General features: G+C 36.0%; 17 protein-coding genes and 1 riboswitch. Of the genes, 14 read left to right on the top strand and 3 right to left on the bottom strand.

What is annotated here, in order from left to right:
• Positions 1-166 precede the first annotated feature (166 nt).
• The 4 genes from metG to AB3I42_RS07985 all read left to right on the top strand — a co-directional run bounded on the left by metG (position 167) and on the right by AB3I42_RS07985 (position 4,597).
• Positions 167-2,176, top strand: a complete 2,010-nt coding sequence (metG, locus tag AB3I42_RS08000; protein ID WP_181914330.1) for a methionine--tRNA ligase — start codon at positions 167-169, stop codon at positions 2,174-2,176.
• A gap of 571 nt (positions 2,177-2,747) precedes the next feature.
• The gene (locus AB3I42_RS07995; protein ID WP_010737159.1) at positions 2,748-3,341 is read left to right on the top strand and encodes a type IV toxin-antitoxin system AbiEi family antitoxin domain-containing protein; all 594 of its coding nucleotides are present in this window, start codon (positions 2,748-2,750) and stop codon (positions 3,339-3,341) included.
• A 12-nt stretch (positions 3,342-3,353) separates the two neighbouring features.
• Positions 3,354-4,196 (top strand): nucleotidyl transferase AbiEii/AbiGii toxin family protein, encoded by an 843-nt coding sequence (locus AB3I42_RS07990; protein ID WP_368022421.1) that lies wholly within the window; start codon positions 3,354-3,356, stop codon positions 4,194-4,196.
• Between the two features lie 278 nt (positions 4,197-4,474).
• A complete protein-coding gene (locus AB3I42_RS07985) occupies positions 4,475-4,597 on the top strand; it encodes a P-loop NTPase fold protein (protein ID WP_258924808.1) in 123 nt (40 codons plus the stop codon).
• Positions 4,598-4,689: 92 nt separating this feature from the next.
• Here AB3I42_RS07985 and AB3I42_RS07980 read toward each other — a convergent pair whose 3' ends face one another.
• Positions 4,690-5,316, bottom strand: a complete 627-nt coding sequence (locus tag AB3I42_RS07980) for a helix-turn-helix domain-containing protein (protein WP_010720777.1) — start codon at positions 5,314-5,316, stop codon at positions 4,690-4,692.
• Positions 5,317-5,660: 344 nt separating this feature from the next.
• A riboswitch (FMN riboswitch) is annotated at positions 5,661-5,794 on the top strand.
• A gap of 109 nt (positions 5,795-5,903) precedes the next feature.
• On the opposite strand from AB3I42_RS07980, the gene ribD reads away from it, so the two are divergent.
• From ribD to ribE (AB3I42_RS07960), 4 genes are read left to right on the top strand one after another with little or no spacing between them, the layout of a single operon-like run.
• Positions 5,904-6,977, top strand: a complete 1,074-nt coding sequence (ribD, locus tag AB3I42_RS07975) for a bifunctional diaminohydroxyphosphoribosylaminopyrimidine deaminase/5-amino-6-(5-phosphoribosylamino)uracil reductase RibD (protein ID WP_010737162.1) — start codon at positions 5,904-5,906, stop codon at positions 6,975-6,977.
• Positions 6,962-7,582, top strand: a complete 621-nt coding sequence (ribE, locus tag AB3I42_RS07970; protein ID WP_034867445.1) for a riboflavin synthase — start codon at positions 6,962-6,964, stop codon at positions 7,580-7,582. Before ribD ends, ribE (AB3I42_RS07970) begins: the two co-directional genes overlap by 16 nt.
• Positions 7,579-8,754, top strand: a complete 1,176-nt coding sequence (locus tag AB3I42_RS07965) for a bifunctional 3,4-dihydroxy-2-butanone-4-phosphate synthase/GTP cyclohydrolase II (RefSeq protein WP_010737164.1) — start codon at positions 7,579-7,581, stop codon at positions 8,752-8,754. Before ribE (AB3I42_RS07970) ends, AB3I42_RS07965 begins: the two co-directional genes overlap by 4 nt.
• Before the next feature lie 18 nt (positions 8,755-8,772).
• A complete protein-coding gene (ribE, locus tag AB3I42_RS07960) occupies positions 8,773-9,234 on the top strand; it encodes a 6,7-dimethyl-8-ribityllumazine synthase (protein WP_010720773.1) in 462 nt (153 codons plus the stop codon).
• A 180-nt stretch (positions 9,235-9,414) separates the two neighbouring features.
• On the opposite strand, the gene AB3I42_RS07955 is transcribed toward ribE (AB3I42_RS07960), so the two are convergent.
• Positions 9,415-10,002 (bottom strand): hypothetical protein, encoded by a 588-nt coding sequence (locus AB3I42_RS07955; RefSeq protein ID WP_181914331.1) that lies wholly within the window; start codon positions 10,000-10,002, stop codon positions 9,415-9,417.
• Between the two features lie 172 nt (positions 10,003-10,174).
• Here AB3I42_RS07955 and AB3I42_RS07950 point away from each other — a divergent pair, with 172 nt between their 5' ends.
• The 6 genes from AB3I42_RS07950 to AB3I42_RS07925 all read left to right on the top strand — a co-directional run bounded on the left by AB3I42_RS07950 (position 10,175) and on the right by AB3I42_RS07925 (position 16,001).
• Complete coding sequence (locus AB3I42_RS07950; protein ID WP_010720771.1) at positions 10,175-11,494, top strand: APC family permease; 1,320 nt, start codon at positions 10,175-10,177, stop codon at positions 11,492-11,494.
• Positions 11,495-11,656: 162 nt separating this feature from the next.
• Complete coding sequence (locus AB3I42_RS07945; protein WP_010737166.1) at positions 11,657-12,433, top strand: TatD family hydrolase; 777 nt, start codon at positions 11,657-11,659, stop codon at positions 12,431-12,433.
• Positions 12,426-12,992, top strand: coding sequence for a ribonuclease M5 (gene rnmV, locus AB3I42_RS07940; protein WP_010720769.1), 567 nt, complete (start codon positions 12,426-12,428; stop codon positions 12,990-12,992). Before AB3I42_RS07945 ends, rnmV begins: the two co-directional genes overlap by 8 nt.
• Positions 12,985-13,875 carry a 16S rRNA (adenine(1518)-N(6)/adenine(1519)-N(6))-dimethyltransferase RsmA gene (rsmA, locus tag AB3I42_RS07935; RefSeq protein ID WP_181914333.1) on the top strand — a complete coding sequence of 297 codons (891 nt, stop codon included), beginning with the start codon at positions 12,985-12,987 and terminating at the stop codon, positions 13,873-13,875. The genes rnmV and rsmA overlap by 8 nt, the downstream gene beginning before the upstream one ends.
• A gap of 328 nt (positions 13,876-14,203) precedes the next feature.
• Positions 14,204-14,668, top strand: a complete 465-nt coding sequence (locus AB3I42_RS07930; protein ID WP_010737168.1) for a hypothetical protein — start codon at positions 14,204-14,206, stop codon at positions 14,666-14,668.
• Between the two features lie 706 nt (positions 14,669-15,374).
• Positions 15,375-16,001 carry a hypothetical protein gene (locus AB3I42_RS07925; protein ID WP_010720766.1) on the top strand — a complete coding sequence of 209 codons (627 nt, stop codon included), beginning with the start codon at positions 15,375-15,377 and terminating at the stop codon, positions 15,999-16,001.
• Between the two features lie 171 nt (positions 16,002-16,172).
• Here the strand turns inward: AB3I42_RS07925 and AB3I42_RS07920 are convergent, their stop codons facing one another.
• Positions 16,173-17,282: an ABC transporter ATP-binding protein gene (locus tag AB3I42_RS07920; protein WP_010720765.1), complete on the bottom strand. Its 1,110-nt coding sequence runs from the start codon at positions 17,280-17,282 to the stop codon at positions 16,173-16,175.
• Between the last annotated feature and the right edge of the window lie 90 nt (positions 17,283-17,372).

The raw sequence follows: 17,372 nt of genomic DNA, 5'->3' as shown, positions 1-17,372 counted from the left end.
TTTCTTTTCACACACTATTAATTATTATAGCATGTTTTACTAGGAAAATAATAAAGAGGAAAGGCATTTGTTAGAGGGTAGCGAAAAAATCGTCGCAGTCTTTTTGATTTATGGTATACTAGCAAGGAAATGAATTCGCATCATGCGATAAAGGAGGAAGAGCCCCATGGCAGAAAAGGAAACTTTTTATATTACGACGCCAATCTATTATCCAAGTGGCAAACTGCATATTGGTAATTCGTATACAACGATTGCCTGTGATGCAGTTGCACGTTATAAGCGATTGATGGGCTTTGATGTGTTTTATCTAACTGGGGTGGATGAACACGGTCAAAAAATAGAAAAAAAAGCAGCAGAATTAGGTGTTGAACCACAAGCCTATGTCGATAAGATGGCTGCGGATGTGAAAAAACTTTGGAAAACGCTGGATATCAGTTATGACAAATTCATTCGAACAACGGATGATTATCATAAAGCGGCTGTTCAAAAAATCTTTGATCGTCTAGTTGAACAAGGCGATATTTATCTTGGCGAATATGAAGGCTGGTATTCTGTTTCGGATGAAGAATTTTTCACTGAAACACAATTAGCAGAAGTTTATAAAGACGAAGAAGGAAATGTAATCGGTGGGAAAGCTCCAAGTGGGCATGAAGTCGAATTAGTCAAAGAAGAATCTTATTTCTTCCGTATGAGCAAATATGCCGATCGTCTTTTAGAATATTACCAAGAACATCCTGAATTTATCCAACCAGAATCTCGTAAGAAAGAAATGATCAATAACTTTATCAAACCAGGGTTAGAAGATCTTGCTGTTTCCAGAACGACATTTAGTTGGGGAATCCCTGTGAAAGACGACCCTAAACATGTCGTTTATGTTTGGATCGATGCGTTATCCAACTATATTACTGCATTAGGTTACGGCTCTGATGATGATAGCTTATTCCAAAAATATTGGCCGGCAGATGTCCATATGGTTGGAAAAGAAATTGTCCGTTTCCATACGATCTATTGGCCAATCATGTTGATGGCATTAGATTTACCGTTACCGAAAAAAGTCTTTGGTCACGGTTGGTTGTTGATGAAAGACGGAAAAATGTCTAAGTCAAAAGGAAACGTGGTTTATCCAGAGATGCTAGTTGAACGTTATGGTCTCGATGCGCTGCGTTACTATTTACTTCGTGCTGTTCCATTTGGTTCAGATGGCGTATTTACACCAGAAGATTTTGTTTCTCGGGTCAACTATGACTTGGCGAACGATCTTGGAAACCTATTGAATCGTACCGTTGCAATGATCAATAAATATTGTGATGGAATCGTTCCTGACTATGCTTCTTTAGTGACGCCTTTTGATAGTGAATTATCAACAACAGCTGCAAATGTCGTCGGACGATATCATGATGCGATGGAAAAAATGGAGTTCAATACGGCATTAGCTGAAATTTGGGTCTTGATTTCTCGTGCAAATAAATATATCGATGAAACAGAGCCATGGGTTTTAGTCAAAGACGAGGACAAGAAAAAAGAATTAGCGAGTGTAATGATCCATCTAGCAGAATCATTACGGATCACTGCGATCTTATTGCAACCGATCATGACAGAAACGCCAATTAAAATCTTTAATCAATTAGGACTAGACCCAGAAACGATGAATCTTCAAGGCTTGCACTTTGGCGAATTTCCTTCTGGAACAAAAGTAGTTGCTAAAGGTACGCCAATTTTCCCACGGTTGGACATGGAAGAAGAAATCAGCTATATCCAAGCGAAAATGTCTGAAGGAACCCAAACGAATGAAGAATCAGTGAAATGGGACCCAGAAGAAACTGTGCTTGTTTCAACTAAAGACAAACAAATCAAATTTGATGTATTTGAAAAAGTGGAATTAAAAGTAGCTGAAGTCATCAACTGTCAAAAAGTTGAAGGAGCAGATAAGCTATTGCAATTCCGTTTAGATGCGGGAGATAACCAAGACCGCCAAATTTTATCAGGTATCGCTGAATTTTATCCTGATCCAAGTGAATTGATCGGCAAAAAACTAGTGATCGTAGCGAATTTGAAACCACGTAAGATGCGTGGACAAATCAGTCAAGGGATGATTCTTTCTGCAGAAGCACCAGATGGCACGTTACAAGTAGTCGAAGCGCCAAAATCAATGCCAAATGGTTCAGAAATTGGGTAAGATGAACATCCATATGATTTAGGTCAATAATCAGTAAGCGTGAATGGTGAGCCAATCATCATAAAAAGTAGTGTAGTCAAATGATGTTGGTAAAGAATAATCTTAGAATAATTTGGACAGAAAGAAGAAATACTTCTTTCTGTCTTTTTTATTTGGTTGGTTTTAATAGGACGAATCATAAATCGTCGCAATAATTGTCCTTCTAACAAATGATCCTAGAGGAGACGACAAATGACAATGTGGATATTCTTCGGGCGTGTATTGAAGAGTATCTTTGCCAATCAATTAAATTTGCCATTATATTTTTTTGGTTAAATCATTTTCCTCGGAATAGATAGTTAGGTTTAGAATATTTAAAGTCCTTCGATAAGCTGAGTATAAGCCATTTTGAGTCCTCCTATGAATTGATTCGTCAAATTAATTCTAAAGGATTCCAGGTGTCTTTTTTCCCCTTTTACATCATAAAAAAGATGCTGGCGAATTTCATCGACATCAAAGTTCATCTTGTTACAATTAAACTACCATGATATAATTTAAGTAGTGTATTTGTAACGAAAGAAGAGGTAAGTAAATGCAAGATAAATTGAAAGAATTGTTGGCTATTCGCGATGGAAATTTATCTATGAAGGAAGCCAGAAAATTTGGAATCGCAGCAACTACTGTACAAAGATTGGTGAATAAAGGAAAATTGATCAAAGTTGATCGTGGTTATTATGTAGAGGATGGTCATGGAATAGATGATTTATTTTGGCTTCAGCAACGATTTTCCAGGGGAATCTTTTCTCATGAAACGACTTTAGATATTTACCAGCTTTCTACGAATATGCCGAAATTCATTCATTTAACTTTTCCCCATGGATACAATGTTGATCGTTCAATTACAAAAGAGCAGCAGTTACAATTTCATTTCGTGAAGAAAGAAGTTTATGAGCTAGGAAAAGTAGAGGGAACTTCCTTCCAAGGGAATCCTATTACTATGTATGATAAAGAGCGTACACTTTGTGATATTTGGAATCCGAGATATGAAATTGAATACGAAATGAAATTAGCAGCATTAAAAGAGTACATGGAAGATCCATTGAGAGATCCGAGCAAATTAAGAGATTATATGACAAAACTACATGTAGAAAAAGAAATGAAATACCACATGCAAAGCTTATATTAATGGAGGGAAAAGATGACACCGACACAATTTGCATCAAAAACCAGAAATTTAGCAAAGAGTACAGGGCTAAATGCACAGTTAGTACAACGGCATTTTATGATGGATCGTTTAATTGAACAAATTTCTGAATCAAAGTACAAAAATGACTTCATTTTGAAAGGTGGCTTTTTATTAGGATCAAAATATAGAATCGATAGAAGGACAACAATTGATATCGACACGACATTTAGAAATAGCAAATTAACTGAAGAAAAATTGAAGAATATTTTTAATGATTTGATTAGGAAGCCCACGAAAGAAGGTATTGTTTTCTCTATTCAAGGAATGAAGGAAACAAGAGAAGCCGATTTTTATCCTGGATTTCAAATTAAATTGGTGGCTAATTTAGAGAAAGTGCGTGTGCCGTTTAAAATGGACGTGACAACAGGAGATTCTATTTATCCTGAAGTAGATACACACTATCACCAATTAATGTTTGAAGATAAAAAAGTGGAGATTCCAGCTTATCCAACAGAACAAATTATTGAAGAAAAGCTAAGTGCTACGTTCAGCTTTGGTACAGATAATTCGAGAGTAAAAGATTACTATGACTTATTTACCATACCAAAATTAGAAAATATTGATACGAAAGAGTTATATAAAAGTGTTCGAAATACATTCACAAAACGTGGAGATACCGAATCTTTGTCTTTTTATTATGAAAGAGAAATGGAAAAGATCAGAGGAAACGACTACTTGGAAGAACAGTGGGAAAAATATCGTTCAGTTAACACGTTTGCGAAATCCATTTCATTTACAGATACAGTCAACGAAATTGAGCACCTAATGAAAAGCATAATTAAAATTGAAAATTGAGAAACGAAGAGATTAAGCTGATAAATAATGTAACTTTAGAACGTATAGTACCATAACTAAGTTGAGCAATAGGAAATAAATCGCTAGTTAGTATTAGTACCAAATTGTGCTAAATTCTTATTTGGCAGCTATGTGAATCGCAAACTATTTTTACTATATATAATTCTAATGAACTGAAATATATTAAAAAAGATACACTTGGGAAATTTATTTCTTAGGAGGGGATTGTCATAAAGCAAATAGAGTTAGAAAGAATTGATACTACAGAAGCAGTAAAAATGTTTTCAAAATTAATTAAAGCAAAAAAGACATTTTTTTTAAATGGAACTTGGGGATCTGGAAAAACTGAATGTTTAAATATGGTAAGCAATCAAGCAGAAGAAAAAATTTTATATTTTTAAAATTGTGGGAGTTGAAAGATGAGATTGTCGATAGTCATTATCAAAATTAGGACTTATTAACTTGATTTTAAACTGACGAAATTAATAATAAATTAATTAGGAGAATAAGCGATATAAATATTTTTTAAGCGAGGGTATTCGATTAAATCGATAGTAAACACTCCATCGTATGGGATAAGTTTATTTGATTTCAAAGATTTATTTTTTGTTTTATAGAGGCTAACTGTCATTTCGTCAGCACCACTTTCTACATAATACCCAGCTTCATTTCCTGTGATATGTAAAATAATTTTTAATTGATGGTCTTCAAGAAAAACTTCCTTTATTTCATGTTTCTTTAAGGTGGAAATTTCAGAATTTTTTGGAAGAACATCCTTAACAAAAATTATCGTAGGTTTTTTTGGATATAAAAGAAAAATGATAGTCCCAATAGCCACTAATAGTAATCCAGCCAAAATAACAGAGATCTTTTTTATCTTTTTTTTCTTTGTTAAATCATTATCCACGGCTTCCATTATTTTTTGATCTTCATTCAAAAGATAATCAAGAGATACACCTAAAACATTAGATATATCAATAATTGTTTGAATATCGGGATAATTTCTACCAATTTCCCAATTTGAAATCGCTGAACGACTTACATTTAACTGTTCAGCCAAATCCGCTTGGGTCAAATTCATTTTCTTCCTTTCTTGTTTTAACAGTTTTCCAAATTCCATAAAAACCTCCTATATTTCTTTTTCCTTTTTAATTATATTTAAACATAAAAAGAGGTACAATTAGTCAGAAATTGTGGAATATGACTATTATCATGATGTCACAGATTGTGACTTCATACAATCGAGATAACTAAGTTTTTGTAAACGATTTCAAAAGACAAAAAATAATAAAGCTGATATTTAGGTAAAATGAATCAATTTTTAGGAGACTATTTTATAAATATGTAATACTTGTTCTAATCATATGATTAGCATTAAATAAACGAGGACGTCCATACGCCATTTTCTCTCTATTTTTTAGGTTGACACAATTAAGTTTTAAGAATATACTCTAAACGAATTGAATATTTCTTCGGGGCAGGGTGTAATTCCCGACCGACGGTGACGAGTTTACTCGAAGTCCGTGACCCACATTTTTGTGGTTGAGCCAGTGAGAATCTGGCACCGACAGTTAAAGTCTGGATGGGAGAAGAAAAATCGACTGAAGATCGGTTTTATTTGTATTAAAATCGATTATCTTTAGGTTTATTTAGTTATGCCCTGTGATTAATTTCGCAGGGCTTTTTTTGTTGAAAGGGGGAATTGATATGCACCAGTCTTTCATGATGGCTGCGATTGAAGAGGCAAAAAAAGGAAAGGGAAATACCTTTACCAATCCATTAGTTGGAGCAGCGATTGTAAAAGAAGGAAAGCTACTCTCACTAGGTGCCCATTTACAATATGGCGAGTCCCACGCTGAAGTAAATGCTATTCAAAATTGTGATTCCCCCGAAGAACTGTTTAATTCAACTCTATATGTTACCTTAGAACCTTGTAACCACCAAGGGAAACAGCCGCCTTGTACGCAAGCTATTATTCAGTCTGGTATCTCAACGGTAGTCATAGGTCAACTTGACCCAAATCCTTTAGTAGCAGGAAAAGGGAAAGAATTTTTACAAAATCATGGGATCAAAGTAATTGTAGGTGTGGAAGAAGAGAAATGTAGAGCACTGAACCCTTTTTATAACCATTTTTTTGAAAGGGATCGTCCCTATATCACATTAAAACAAGCTATTACACTAGATGGAAAGATTTCTTTAAAGGAAGGTTCGCGGTACTCAATAACAGGTACAGAGGCAATCTCAAGAGTACGGAAAGAACGAGGAGAACATCAAGGAATTGTAGTGGGAAGCGAAACCGTTCTAGTTGATAACCCTATTTTGTTGCCTGATATCGTAACTAACTTTCCACCAGTGCGCATTGTTTTGGATCGTAGAGGGCGGATTCTTAAAAATCCTAAACTCAATCTTTTTCAAACGACAACAAATCCAGTCTGGATATTTACGGAAAACCCTAAGCTAAAGGAGCTGTTTCCCCATGTAACTATTTTTTATACGCCTAAGTTTTCTTTTACCTTCTTTATTGAGACCATGAGAAAAAGAGGTGTTCAGTCGCTGTATATAGAAGGTGGAGCGAAAATTCATGATGCTTTTTTAGCAGAAAATCTCTGGGATGAAGTCATCAGTTATATTGCGCCCAAACTTTTTGGTGGAAACAGTCCGATGTCCTTTCATAGTGAACGTTTAGTTTCTAAAGAACAACAATTAGTATTTTTGGAAGTTGAACAGCTTGGAAAAGACATTCGAGTTAGGGGGAAACGAAAGCAATGTTCACAGGATTAATCGCCGAGCAAGGAAAAGTCAAAGAAATTAGACGAAACCAACAAATGATCCAACTCACTTTCCAAGCTTCAAACAGTATACTAAGTGATTACAAAATTGGAGATAGCATGGCAGTCAATGGCGTGTGTTTAACTGCTATTGAGGTTTCAAGCACATTTTTTAAAGCTGAAATAATGCCTGAAACTTTTAAACGGACTACTTTCTCCACCGTAAAAGTTGGAGAGAGGGTAAATCTAGAACGAGCAGTTTTGATGACACAACGCTTTGAAGGACATTTTATTTCGGGACATATTGATACTATTACAAGATTGATCAAGAAAATAGAGAATCAAAACGCATTAATTTTGACGTTTGCTTATCCAACCAAATATGCAGGTGAAATCATTCCGCAAGGATCAATTGCAATTAATGGAGTAAGTTTAACGGTTACGGAAACAACAACAGCAAGCTTTTCTGTTAGCCTGATTCCACATTCTAAATCCTTAACAAATCTGGGGAATTTAGGTGTAGGACATCTTGTGAATATAGAAACGGATATCGTTGGGAAATATGTAAAGGCACAGAGAAATAAATTTGAGATGTACAAGGAGAAGGACTTATTATGAGGAATATTACTGAAGCAATAAAGACCTTGAAAAAGGGCGGATTAATCATTGTAGCTGATGATGAAGATAGAGAATCAGAAGGAGATTTGGTTGGTTTAGCCGAATATGTGACACCTGAGGCAGTAAATTTCATGACCAAATTTGGTCGAGGATTAATCTGTGTGCCGATTTCTAATGACATTGCGCAACGCTTATCTTTAGGAGAAATGACAACGCATAATACTGATGCGTTTGGTACAGCTTTTACGATTAGTGTGGATCATAAACATACGAAGACTGGTATTTCAGTATTTGATCGAGCTACTTCCATTAAAGCATTGGCTGATCCTCATTCGAAAACAAGTGATTTTCTTAGACCAGGACATATTTTTCCTTTGATTAGTGTAGATGGCGGAACGCTTATACGTCGAGGACACACCGAAGCTGCAATTGATTTAGCCAAATTAGCTAATAGTGTAGAGGCTGCTTATATTTGTGAGATTCTGAAAGAAGATGGAACGATGGCAAGAATGAAAGATCTGACCCGTTTATCTGAAGAATGGCAATTACCCTTAATTACGATTGATGAGTTGGTAAATTATTTAGAAGAAAATAGTCATATAACCGTAAATTTACCAACAGATTATGGTGATTTCAAATTGACTATTTATGAAGACGGAGAAAAACGGGAGCATCTATTGTTAACAAAGGGAGATATTCAAAATAGTCAGTTTCCTACATTAGTCCGAGTTCATTCGGAATGTCTAACTGGTGATGTCTTCGGGTCTCAGCGTTGCGATTGTGGGGAACAGTTACATGAAGCGATGAGAATGATCGAGGAAGAGGGGACTGGAGCTATTCTTTATCTTCGTCAAGAAGGTCGCGGAATCGGATTGAGGAATAAGTTAAAAGCGTATCAATTGCAGGAAAAAGGATTGGATACTTATGAAGCAAATACTGAATTGGGCTTTGCTCCGGATGAACGGGATTATCACTTTGCAGCAGAAATTTTAAAATCAATTGGTGTAACGTCCATTCGTTTACTTACAAACAATCCCGATAAAGTAATAGAGTTACAACAAGATGGAATTACGATTGTCGATAGGGTACCAATTGAAACTGTTCCGAAAAAGGAAAACCAAGCCTATTTAAAAACAAAAAAAGATAAGTTTCACCATTACTTATCAGTATAAAAATAAAGGAGCAAGAAAATGACAATTTTTGAAGGAAATTATTCTCCAAAGGATCTTCGAATCGGAATTGTAGTCGCGCGTTTTAATGAATTTATCAATCAAAAATTATTACAAGGAGCATTGGATAATTTAAAAAGGCACGGCGTGAAAGAAGAACAAATTGATATTTATTGGGTACCAGGAGCTTTTGAAATTCCTTTTATTACCAAAAAGCTCAGCAAAAAGGACAGTTACGATGGGTTGATTACGTTGGGGACAGTTATCAGAGGTGCAACTACTCATTATGAATTGGTTTCCAATGAGGTAGCCAAAGGAGTCGCACATATTAACCTGGAGTCCAATATTCCAGTGATGTTCGGGGTATTAACCACGGAATCCATTGAACAAGCAATTGAACGAGCAGGGACGAAAGCAGGGAATAAAGGCAGTGAAGCTGCGCAAGGGTTAATTGAGATGATTTCTCTTTCACAACAAATTTAAGAATTCCTATTTTTTTAGAGTATGATGAGTTTACTGTGTAAATAGCATCCTTCAGATTACTAAATGTAACAAACGTAAATATTAATCTTAGTATGTTTTGCCTGGAATAGATACATTAAAGCGACCACCTAAAGTTAGAGCAAAAAATCTAACTTTAGGTGGTCGCTATACAAATTGACACTATTTTTTTGAGGGTATTTTTTTGAATCGCTCTTTTAAACGAGTTGGTAACAAGAAACTTAAAAGAGTAAAAGGTATCGATACAATGTACCAAAAAATCGTTCGGCCAATCCCATAGCGTTGGTAAAGTTTTTTCAACATCAAATGGAGTAGCACTAACCCAGCGAATAAACTGCTATAAAGGAACCAAGGATTATCGAGATGTGAGAGCGTTCTTAACGACATGATCGTTGCAGGGTAAAAATAAAAGAAACCAGCAACTAAAGTGACTCGCCAATTTTTGGTGAAAGTACTGAGATTCAATAGAAAGAAAAGCGCAGATAAAATGATACCTAGAGGAGGAAAAAGGCTGATTAAAAAAGCATAAATGGCTCCCCATAGAATCATTCCGGGACCTTTGATCAGTGCAACTAGCAGAATCAAGCCAAACAACAAAAGCAACTGTTGAGTGAAAGTAGCAAGAATAAATGTCCCGAACAAAATCAGCGTGAACCAATGCCAAAGTGATTGTTGTTGTGATTTTCTGGAAATGGCAAAATGATCCTTTAGGAAAGATGCCAGTTTTGGGTAAGAACGATTAAATTCCATAATTGGTCCTCCTTTATCTAACCTACATTAATTATAATTGAGGTGAATGGAGGATTCATAGGTCTAAGGTGGTATCTTTCAATAAATTTACTGAAAAAAATGATGGTAAAACAAAATATTCTCCGTTATACTGAAAATTATATTAAAAACTGCGGGGAAAAGGGGAATGTGAATGAAAGGCAAGTTAAAACGAGAGATCAACTTATTTGGCGCATTAGCAACTGTTATGGGAACTGTGATTGGGGCAGGAGTTTTCTTTAAAACAGCGGCTGTTACGGCAAGTACACAATCGACTAGTTTGACCTTATTGGCATGGCTATTAGGAGGATTTTTAACGATCTGTGCTGGTCTAACGGTAGCTGAGTTGGCAACTGCGATCCCAGAAACGGGTGGTGCAGTCAAATATATTGAAGCCGCTTATGGAAAATTACCGAGCTTTTTACTGGGTTGGTCCCAAAGCTTGATTTATTTTCCAGCGAATATTGCGGCGCTTTCGATTATTTTTGCGACACAAATGACGAACTTATTACAAATATCTACGGATTATCTTCTATTAATTGCGATTATTACTGCTATTTCTGTTACTGGTTTGAATTTACTAGGAACAAAAGTGGGTACGACTGTCCAGTCTGCGACACTGATTATCAAATTGATTCCATTAGCTGTCATCGTTATTTGGGGACTGTTGACACCAGGTAGTGGAACGATCCAACTATTCCCATTCGAAGCAGGGAAAGATGTCTCTTTTGCAGAAGGCTTGAGTAGTGCTTTGTTAGCGACTTTATTCGCTTATGATGGCTGGCTTGGTGTCGGTGCAATGGCGGGGGAAATGAAACGTCCCGAAAAAGATTTACCTAAAGCAATTATTTTAGGGTTAAGTTTTGTAACAGTGGTTTACTTATTGATCAACTTTGTTTTCTTAAAAACTCTGCCAATTGATCAGATTGCAGGTAACCTTAATGCAGCATCTGATGCATCAGCGGTTATTTTTGGAAATATCGGTGGAAAGATCGTGACGATCGGTATCTTGATTTCTGTTTATGGGGCACTGAATGGGTACACGTTGACCGGAATCCGTATTCCTTATGCGATGGCTTTGGAAGGTGAGTTACCTTTTAGTAAACAGTTAACGAAATTATCAAAAAAATTCACAGTGCCATATGTTCCAGCACTTTTTCAATTAGTGATTGCGTGCATTATGATGAGTTTAGGTTCATTCGACTTTTTAACTGATATGCTAATTTTTGTTATGTGGCTGTTTAGCTTATTGATATTTATCGGTGTATTTGTTTTAAGAAAAAAACAACCAGACTTACCAAGACCATACAAAGTACCTTTGTATCCCGTGATTCCATTGATTGCAATCTTTGGCGCTGTCTTTATTTTAGGGATGACTTTATTTACTCAAACAGCTTTGGCAATGATCGGGATCGTTGTCACATTACTAGGTATCCCAGTGTATTATTACAAGAAAAAACAAGACGAGCGTTAATTTAATAGTCATGTAAAAGGACTTAAGAGAGGAAACTTGCTTAAGTCCTTTTATTTACAACTAGAAATTTGCATTTCAATAAATTTGACCTGATTTTCGTCTTTCCTACTTCTGCCATAGCCACTTATATGCTAAAGTAATGAAGAAAAGGAGCGATAAAAAATGATATTTGATTCTCATACCCATTTGAATGCGGAACAATTTAATGATGATATTCCTGAAACTATTGAACGGGCCAAAGAGTTGGGCGTGACAAAAATGGCGGTAGTAGGTTTCGATACCCCAACGATCGAAAAATCATTACAGCTTAGTCACGATTATTCAAACATATATAGTATTATTGGTTGGCATCCTACTGAAGCAGGAAGTTATACTAAAGACATTGAGAAAAAATTACAAGAGCAATTAACGATGCCGAAAGTGGTAGCGTTAGGTGAAATCGGCTTAGATTATTACTGGATGGAAGATCCGAAAGAAGTGCAAGCTGAAGTTTTTCGTAGACAAATTGCGATTGCGAAAGAAATGAATCTGCCGATCAGTATCCATACCAGAGAAGCGTTAGCAGATACTTATCAAATTTTAAAAGAAGAAGATATTCGTGATATTGGTGGAATCATGCACAGTTTTAGTGGCGATTTTGAATGGGCCAAACGATTTCTTGATTTAGGGATGCACATTTCATTTAGTGGGGTCGTGACTTTCAAAAAAGCGCAAGATGTTCAAGAAGCAGCCACTCATGTTCCACTCGATCGATTGCTAGTAGAAACGGATGCGCCTTACTTAGCTCCAGTACCTTATCGTGGGAAACGAAACGAGCCAGGTTATACCCGTTATACAGTTGAAAAAATTGCCGAATTACGTAATCTTCCGATAGAAGAAGTGGCGCTCCAAACTTGGAAAAATGCTCATCGTCTATTTAGGATCGCTGAAAATGACTAAATTAAAAATCCAAGAAATTGTAGTCGTTGAGGGAAAAGACGATACTAGAAGACTCCAAGAAGTAGTCGACGTCGACACGATCGAAACGATTGGTTCAGCGATCAATGATGAAATACTCATGCAGATTGAACATGCGCAGGAAACACGTGGTGTAATCATCTTTACTGATCCTGATTTTTCGGGTGAGAAAATCCGCAAGACGATCATGGAAGTCGTTCCTCAGGCAAAACATGCTTTCTTACCTCGTCAACAAGCACGTCCCAAAAAACAAGGAAGTCTTGGCGTTGAACATGCTAGTGATGAGGCCATCTTAGAAGCATTGAAAAAAGTAATCACCCCATCTTTTGAGGAAGACGAAACGGAAATTACTAGACAAGTGCTGATTTCTCATGGTTTAATAGCGGGAGCGCAAGCAAAAGAAAAACGTGAAAAACTAGGGGACGAATTAAGAATTGGTTATACCAATGGGAAACAACTGGAGAAGCGTTTGAAAATGTTTCGAATCACACCAGAGGAATTTGCCCAAGCAATGAAAAAAGTGGAGGAACAACATGAGTGAACAGCGTGATATTGCGACACCTTCTAGAACAAAAGAAATCTTATTGAAACATGGATTTTCATTTAAAAAAAGTTTAGGTCAAAATTTTTTGACTGAGCCAAATATCTTAAGAAAAATCGTGGAAACTGGCGAAATCGATCAACAAACAAATGTCATCGAAGTTGGTCCAGGTATTGGAGCGTTGACGGAACAACTAGCACGTAATGCCAATCAAGTCGTTGCCTTTGAAATCGATGATCGCTTGATTCCTGTGTTAAAAGATACGTTAGCTCCTTATCCTAATGTGACTGTTGTTCATCAAGATATTTTAAAAACCAATTTAGATCAGGCAGCAACAACCTATTTTGAACAAGCTTTACCGATCAAAGTTGTTGCAAATTTACCTTATTATATTACGACACCGATCATGATGCATTTCTTAGAATCAGATCTGCAAGTAGAAGAAATGGTTGTGATGATGCAAAAAGAAGTCGCTGACCGTATTTCTGCTAAGCCTGGTATAAAAGCATATGGCTCATTATCAATCGCTGTACAGTATTTTATGGAAGCATCTGTTGCTTTCATCGTACCTAAGACTGTTTTTGTTCCACAACCGAATGTCGATTCAGCTATCTTGAAACTAACCAGAAGAAAGCAACCAGCTGTAGCGGTTACTGATGAAAAGGCATTTTTCCGATTGACAAAAGCAGCGTTTCAGCAACGAAGAAAAACATTATGGAATAACTTACAATCTTCATATGGCAAAGATGAAGCAACGAAAGCTTGGTTAACGACTAGTTTAGAAAAAGCTAACATCGATCCTAAACGTCGTGGAGAAACTCTCTCATTAGCCGAATTTGCTGCATTAAGTAATGCAATGGAAGAGCTGAGCGAGAAAAACTAAGTTCTAATCTAATTCAATAAAGAAAGCAAAACGCCTAAAAGTCTAGCATGCTAGCTTTTAGGCGTTTTGTTTATCTAAGTCCAATAAAATGAGTTGGATGGTCATCACTAATTGAAAAATAAGTAAATGACTACTGTAACCCGATTCCTGTAATCTCAGTTTAAGATCATAATCGTTCATGTATTTAAGAATGGCTAACGGTTTAGACCGAAAAATAGTTTCTTATGAAAATAAATTTTTTTAGAATAAAACGATACTATAATCATAAATGAACACGATGAATTTTTAGAACTTATTTTGATTACTAAGGAGAAAGAAGGGTGAGTTAATGAACAAAATGAACCAATCGATTGTTTTGGGGTTAACATTGATTACCGTTGGCGGATCAATTGTCCCTGTTACCAATGTATTTGCTTCAGAAAAAGCTACGAACTTTACCGCCACAAACGAATTTGATAAATACTACAACGATTTATCAAATGAAAAGAAAGCAGAATTTGAACGATTAGTATCCGGTGCTCACTTATCCCAAGTGGAGCAATTACAAATATTAAAAGAAAAATACGAGTCCGATAGACAACCAACTCCTCGCTGGAAAATTGCCGTCATTAAAAAGATAGCCAAATGGTTAGTAGCTAAAACAGGTGAAAAAACGGTAAGTGATGTTACTAATTACTTATTCGAATGGCAAGATAATTTAGAACAAGGTGCAGAAAATTGGTTAGTGAATCATGGATGGAATAGAACCGCAGCTCATTGGATTGTTAAGACTGCTAGCTTCATTTTCTTATAGGATGAGTGTAAGAAAATGAAAGGAACAAAGAGACTGATTTTTTGGGGACTGACACTATTTTTTTGTGTATCTAATTTCATTAGATTATTCATTCATGATGATTTTGGAAAAACAATAAGAGTTTATTTCAGGGATGTTCCTGTCTATTTAAAAGTAATTTTTTTTATCGTGTTCATACTGTTGTTTTGGTGGAGCTATCCTTATAAAAAAGAAAAAAATTTTTTTGATTGAAGTAAAACAACCAAAAATAAACCTGTCATAAACTTCAGTGAGGGTGGACGGGTTTATTTTTGTATTAAAATCAGCAACCATTAAAATGGACTATACTTCAAGAGGGTGAGCCCAGTGTATCTCGTTGTTTTAGTGTGTATACCTTAGGGTAGGGAATTAGAATGATACTGGGGCTAAATAGGGTTCCAGGAAATATTGTTGTTGATATGTACATAGGGCGTACTTCTTTTTTGTATTTATCTTTCATCTATATAGACAAAAATTGAAGGAGAGGATGTAGCTAGCAGAGACTGTAGTTTAAAACATATTTCTTGTATAAGCTTCATTCAAAATTTACTTTATCTGGTGTCGGATAATTGAATACATGAAAAAGGCTCATTCAACATTTTTCTGATTGATGTGTCTTGACACATCTTGTTGTTAAAGTTAAAATAAGACATCATAAAGGTGTCAAGACACATTAGGAGAGAAAAAAATGAAAAAAAAATCAGTACGATCCCTGACTATTTCTGCCTTGTTGATAGCTATGGGGGTTATTATTCCAATGGTTATGCCAAAAATCATGATTCCACCTGCTTCTTTTACTTTGGCTTCTCATGTACCAATATTTATTGCGATGTTTTTTTCACCAGGAATTGCGATTACCGTTGCTTTGGGTACAACATTTGGCTTCTTTTTGACCACACCAGTAATTATTGCGCTGCGTGCATTATCTCATTTGATTTTTGCTGTGATTGGTTCTTGGTATTTGCAAAAGAAACCAGAAATCGTTTTAAAAAATGGCCAATTTACTTTAGCCAACTGGCGCTTCCAAAGTTTCAATTTTGTGATAGGTATCATTCATTCGATTGCGGAAATGTTAGTGGTTAGTGTCTTTTTCTTTGTAGGGAACATGCCAGAAACTTATTATTCTGAAGGCTATTTTTATACAGTCTTTATCCTAATGGGAATTGGTGGATTGATCCATAGTTTAGTCGATTACAATATTGCTTATTTTGTAGCCGGAACATTGAGCAAATACTTTGATATTCCAGTTTTCACTAAAGCTAAGCAAGTAAGTCAGAAGACACCTTCAACGAAATCAATCAAGAAAATGGCTTGAAAAAAGTACCATTATCAATCAGTTTTTCCTCTTTAACTAGAGATAACTCCTTTAAAATGAATAAGCCGAAAGTGCTGTGTATGAACACAGCATTTTCGGCTTATTTGTTATAGTTCTAGCTTTTGGCATAGTTTCTGCCAAAATTTACATCAAAAGCTGATTTTTTAATTTTTATGGCAATCCGATCACTTCTTCAGTTGATTTGTCAAAGAAATGTCCTTTGCTGATATTGAATGCTAAGTCGACCATTTCCCCTGGTTTATGGAAGTCACGTGCATCGACTTTTGAAATAAATTCAGTTGTACCTGTTCGGGTATAAAGCATGGTTTCTGCACCTAACAATTCTGATACAACAACTTCTGAATGAACAACTGCTTCGGGTTGTGCTTCTAACACCACTTGTTCACTGTGGATATCTTCTGGGCGAATACCAAAAACAACTTCTTTTCCTTCATAGCCTTTTTCAACTAAGACTTTGTTTTTTCCTTCAGGGATTTTTAATTTTAAGCCATGACCGTCACTGATTACCCCATTGTTTAAAGTGACATTGAAGAAGTTCATTGCGGGTGAACCGATAAAGCCTGCGACGAACATATTGACTGGTGTGTCATACACTTCTTTTGGCGTACCGATCTGTTGGATAAAGCCATCTTTCATGATAACGATACGATCTGCCATCGTCATTGCTTCTGTTTGGTCATGGGTTACATAGATGGTTGTCGTTTCTAAACGTTGATGGAGTTTGGCAATCTCAGCACGCATCGCTACCCGTAATTTTGCATCTAAGTTTGATAATGGTTCATCCATCAAGAAAACTTTTGCATCACGAACGATGGCACGTCCTAAAGCAACCCGTTGACGTTGGCCACCTGAGAGAGCAGCAGGTTTACGTTTCAAATATTCAGTAAGCCCTAAAATTTCAGCAGCATTTTCTACCCGTTTTTTGATATCTGCTTTGTCATACTTTCTCAACTTCAACCCAAAAGCCATATTGTCAAATACAGTCATGTGTGGGTATAACGCATAGTTCTGGAATACCATAGCGATATCACGATCTTTTGGTGCTACATCGTTCATTACTTTACCGCCGATGCTTAATTCTCCTTCCGAGATATCTTCTAGCCCAGCAATCATTCTTAATGTAGTTGATTTTCCACAACCAGAAGGTCCAACAAAGACAATAAATTCACGATCATCGATTGCTAAGTTAAAATCCGTTACGGAATAATTTTCTGCGTTGTCATATTGTTTGTATACATGTTTCAGTGCCATTTCTACCATGATTCATTCCACGCTTTCTGTTTAGTTTTAATGTTGAATTAAGTATAAATGAAAGCGTTATCTATGATCAATGGCAACTTGAACAAGAAT

The sequence above is a fragment of the Enterococcus sp. C53 genome (assembly GCF_040887425.1).
Lineage (GTDB): Bacteria > Bacillota > Bacilli > Lactobacillales > Enterococcaceae > Enterococcus_B > Enterococcus_B hirae.
Note: the sequence above shows the minus strand (reverse complement) of the source record. Positions and strands in the feature narration are given on the sequence as shown.

Bases quoted from the DNA above. Each gene is read 5' to 3' on its own strand.
- metG (WP_181914330.1), top strand. From the start codon at position 167: ATGGCAGAAAAGGAAACTTTTTATATTACGACGCCAATCTATTATCCA.
- AB3I42_RS07995 (WP_010737159.1), top strand. From the start codon at position 2,748: ATGCAAGATAAATTGAAAGAATTGTTGGCTATTCGCGATGGAAATTTA.
- AB3I42_RS07990 (WP_368022421.1), top strand. From the start codon at position 3,354: ATGACACCGACACAATTTGCATCAAAAACCAGAAATTTAGCAAAGAGT.
- AB3I42_RS07985 (WP_258924808.1), top strand. From the start codon at position 4,475: ATGTTTTCAAAATTAATTAAAGCAAAAAAGACATTTTTTTTAAATGGA.
- AB3I42_RS07980 (WP_010720777.1), bottom strand. From the start codon at position 5,316: ATGGAATTTGGAAAACTGTTAAAACAAGAAAGGAAGAAAATGAATTTG.
- ribD (WP_010737162.1), top strand. From the start codon at position 5,904: ATGCACCAGTCTTTCATGATGGCTGCGATTGAAGAGGCAAAAAAAGGA.
- ribE (WP_034867445.1), top strand. From the start codon at position 6,962: ATGTTCACAGGATTAATCGCCGAGCAAGGAAAAGTCAAAGAAATTAGA.
- AB3I42_RS07965 (WP_010737164.1), top strand. From the start codon at position 7,579: ATGAGGAATATTACTGAAGCAATAAAGACCTTGAAAAAGGGCGGATTA.
- ribE (WP_010720773.1), top strand. From the start codon at position 8,773: ATGACAATTTTTGAAGGAAATTATTCTCCAAAGGATCTTCGAATCGGA.
- AB3I42_RS07955 (WP_181914331.1), bottom strand. From the start codon at position 10,002: ATGGAATTTAATCGTTCTTACCCAAAACTGGCATCTTTCCTAAAGGAT.
- AB3I42_RS07950 (WP_010720771.1), top strand. From the start codon at position 10,175: ATGAAAGGCAAGTTAAAACGAGAGATCAACTTATTTGGCGCATTAGCA.
- AB3I42_RS07945 (WP_010737166.1), top strand. From the start codon at position 11,657: ATGATATTTGATTCTCATACCCATTTGAATGCGGAACAATTTAATGAT.
- rnmV (WP_010720769.1), top strand. From the start codon at position 12,426: ATGACTAAATTAAAAATCCAAGAAATTGTAGTCGTTGAGGGAAAAGAC.
- rsmA (WP_181914333.1), top strand. From the start codon at position 12,985: ATGAGTGAACAGCGTGATATTGCGACACCTTCTAGAACAAAAGAAATC.
- AB3I42_RS07930 (WP_010737168.1), top strand. From the start codon at position 14,204: ATGAACAAAATGAACCAATCGATTGTTTTGGGGTTAACATTGATTACC.
- AB3I42_RS07925 (WP_010720766.1), top strand. From the start codon at position 15,375: ATGAAAAAAAAATCAGTACGATCCCTGACTATTTCTGCCTTGTTGATA.
- AB3I42_RS07920 (WP_010720765.1), bottom strand. From the start codon at position 17,282: ATGGTAGAAATGGCACTGAAACATGTATACAAACAATATGACAACGCA.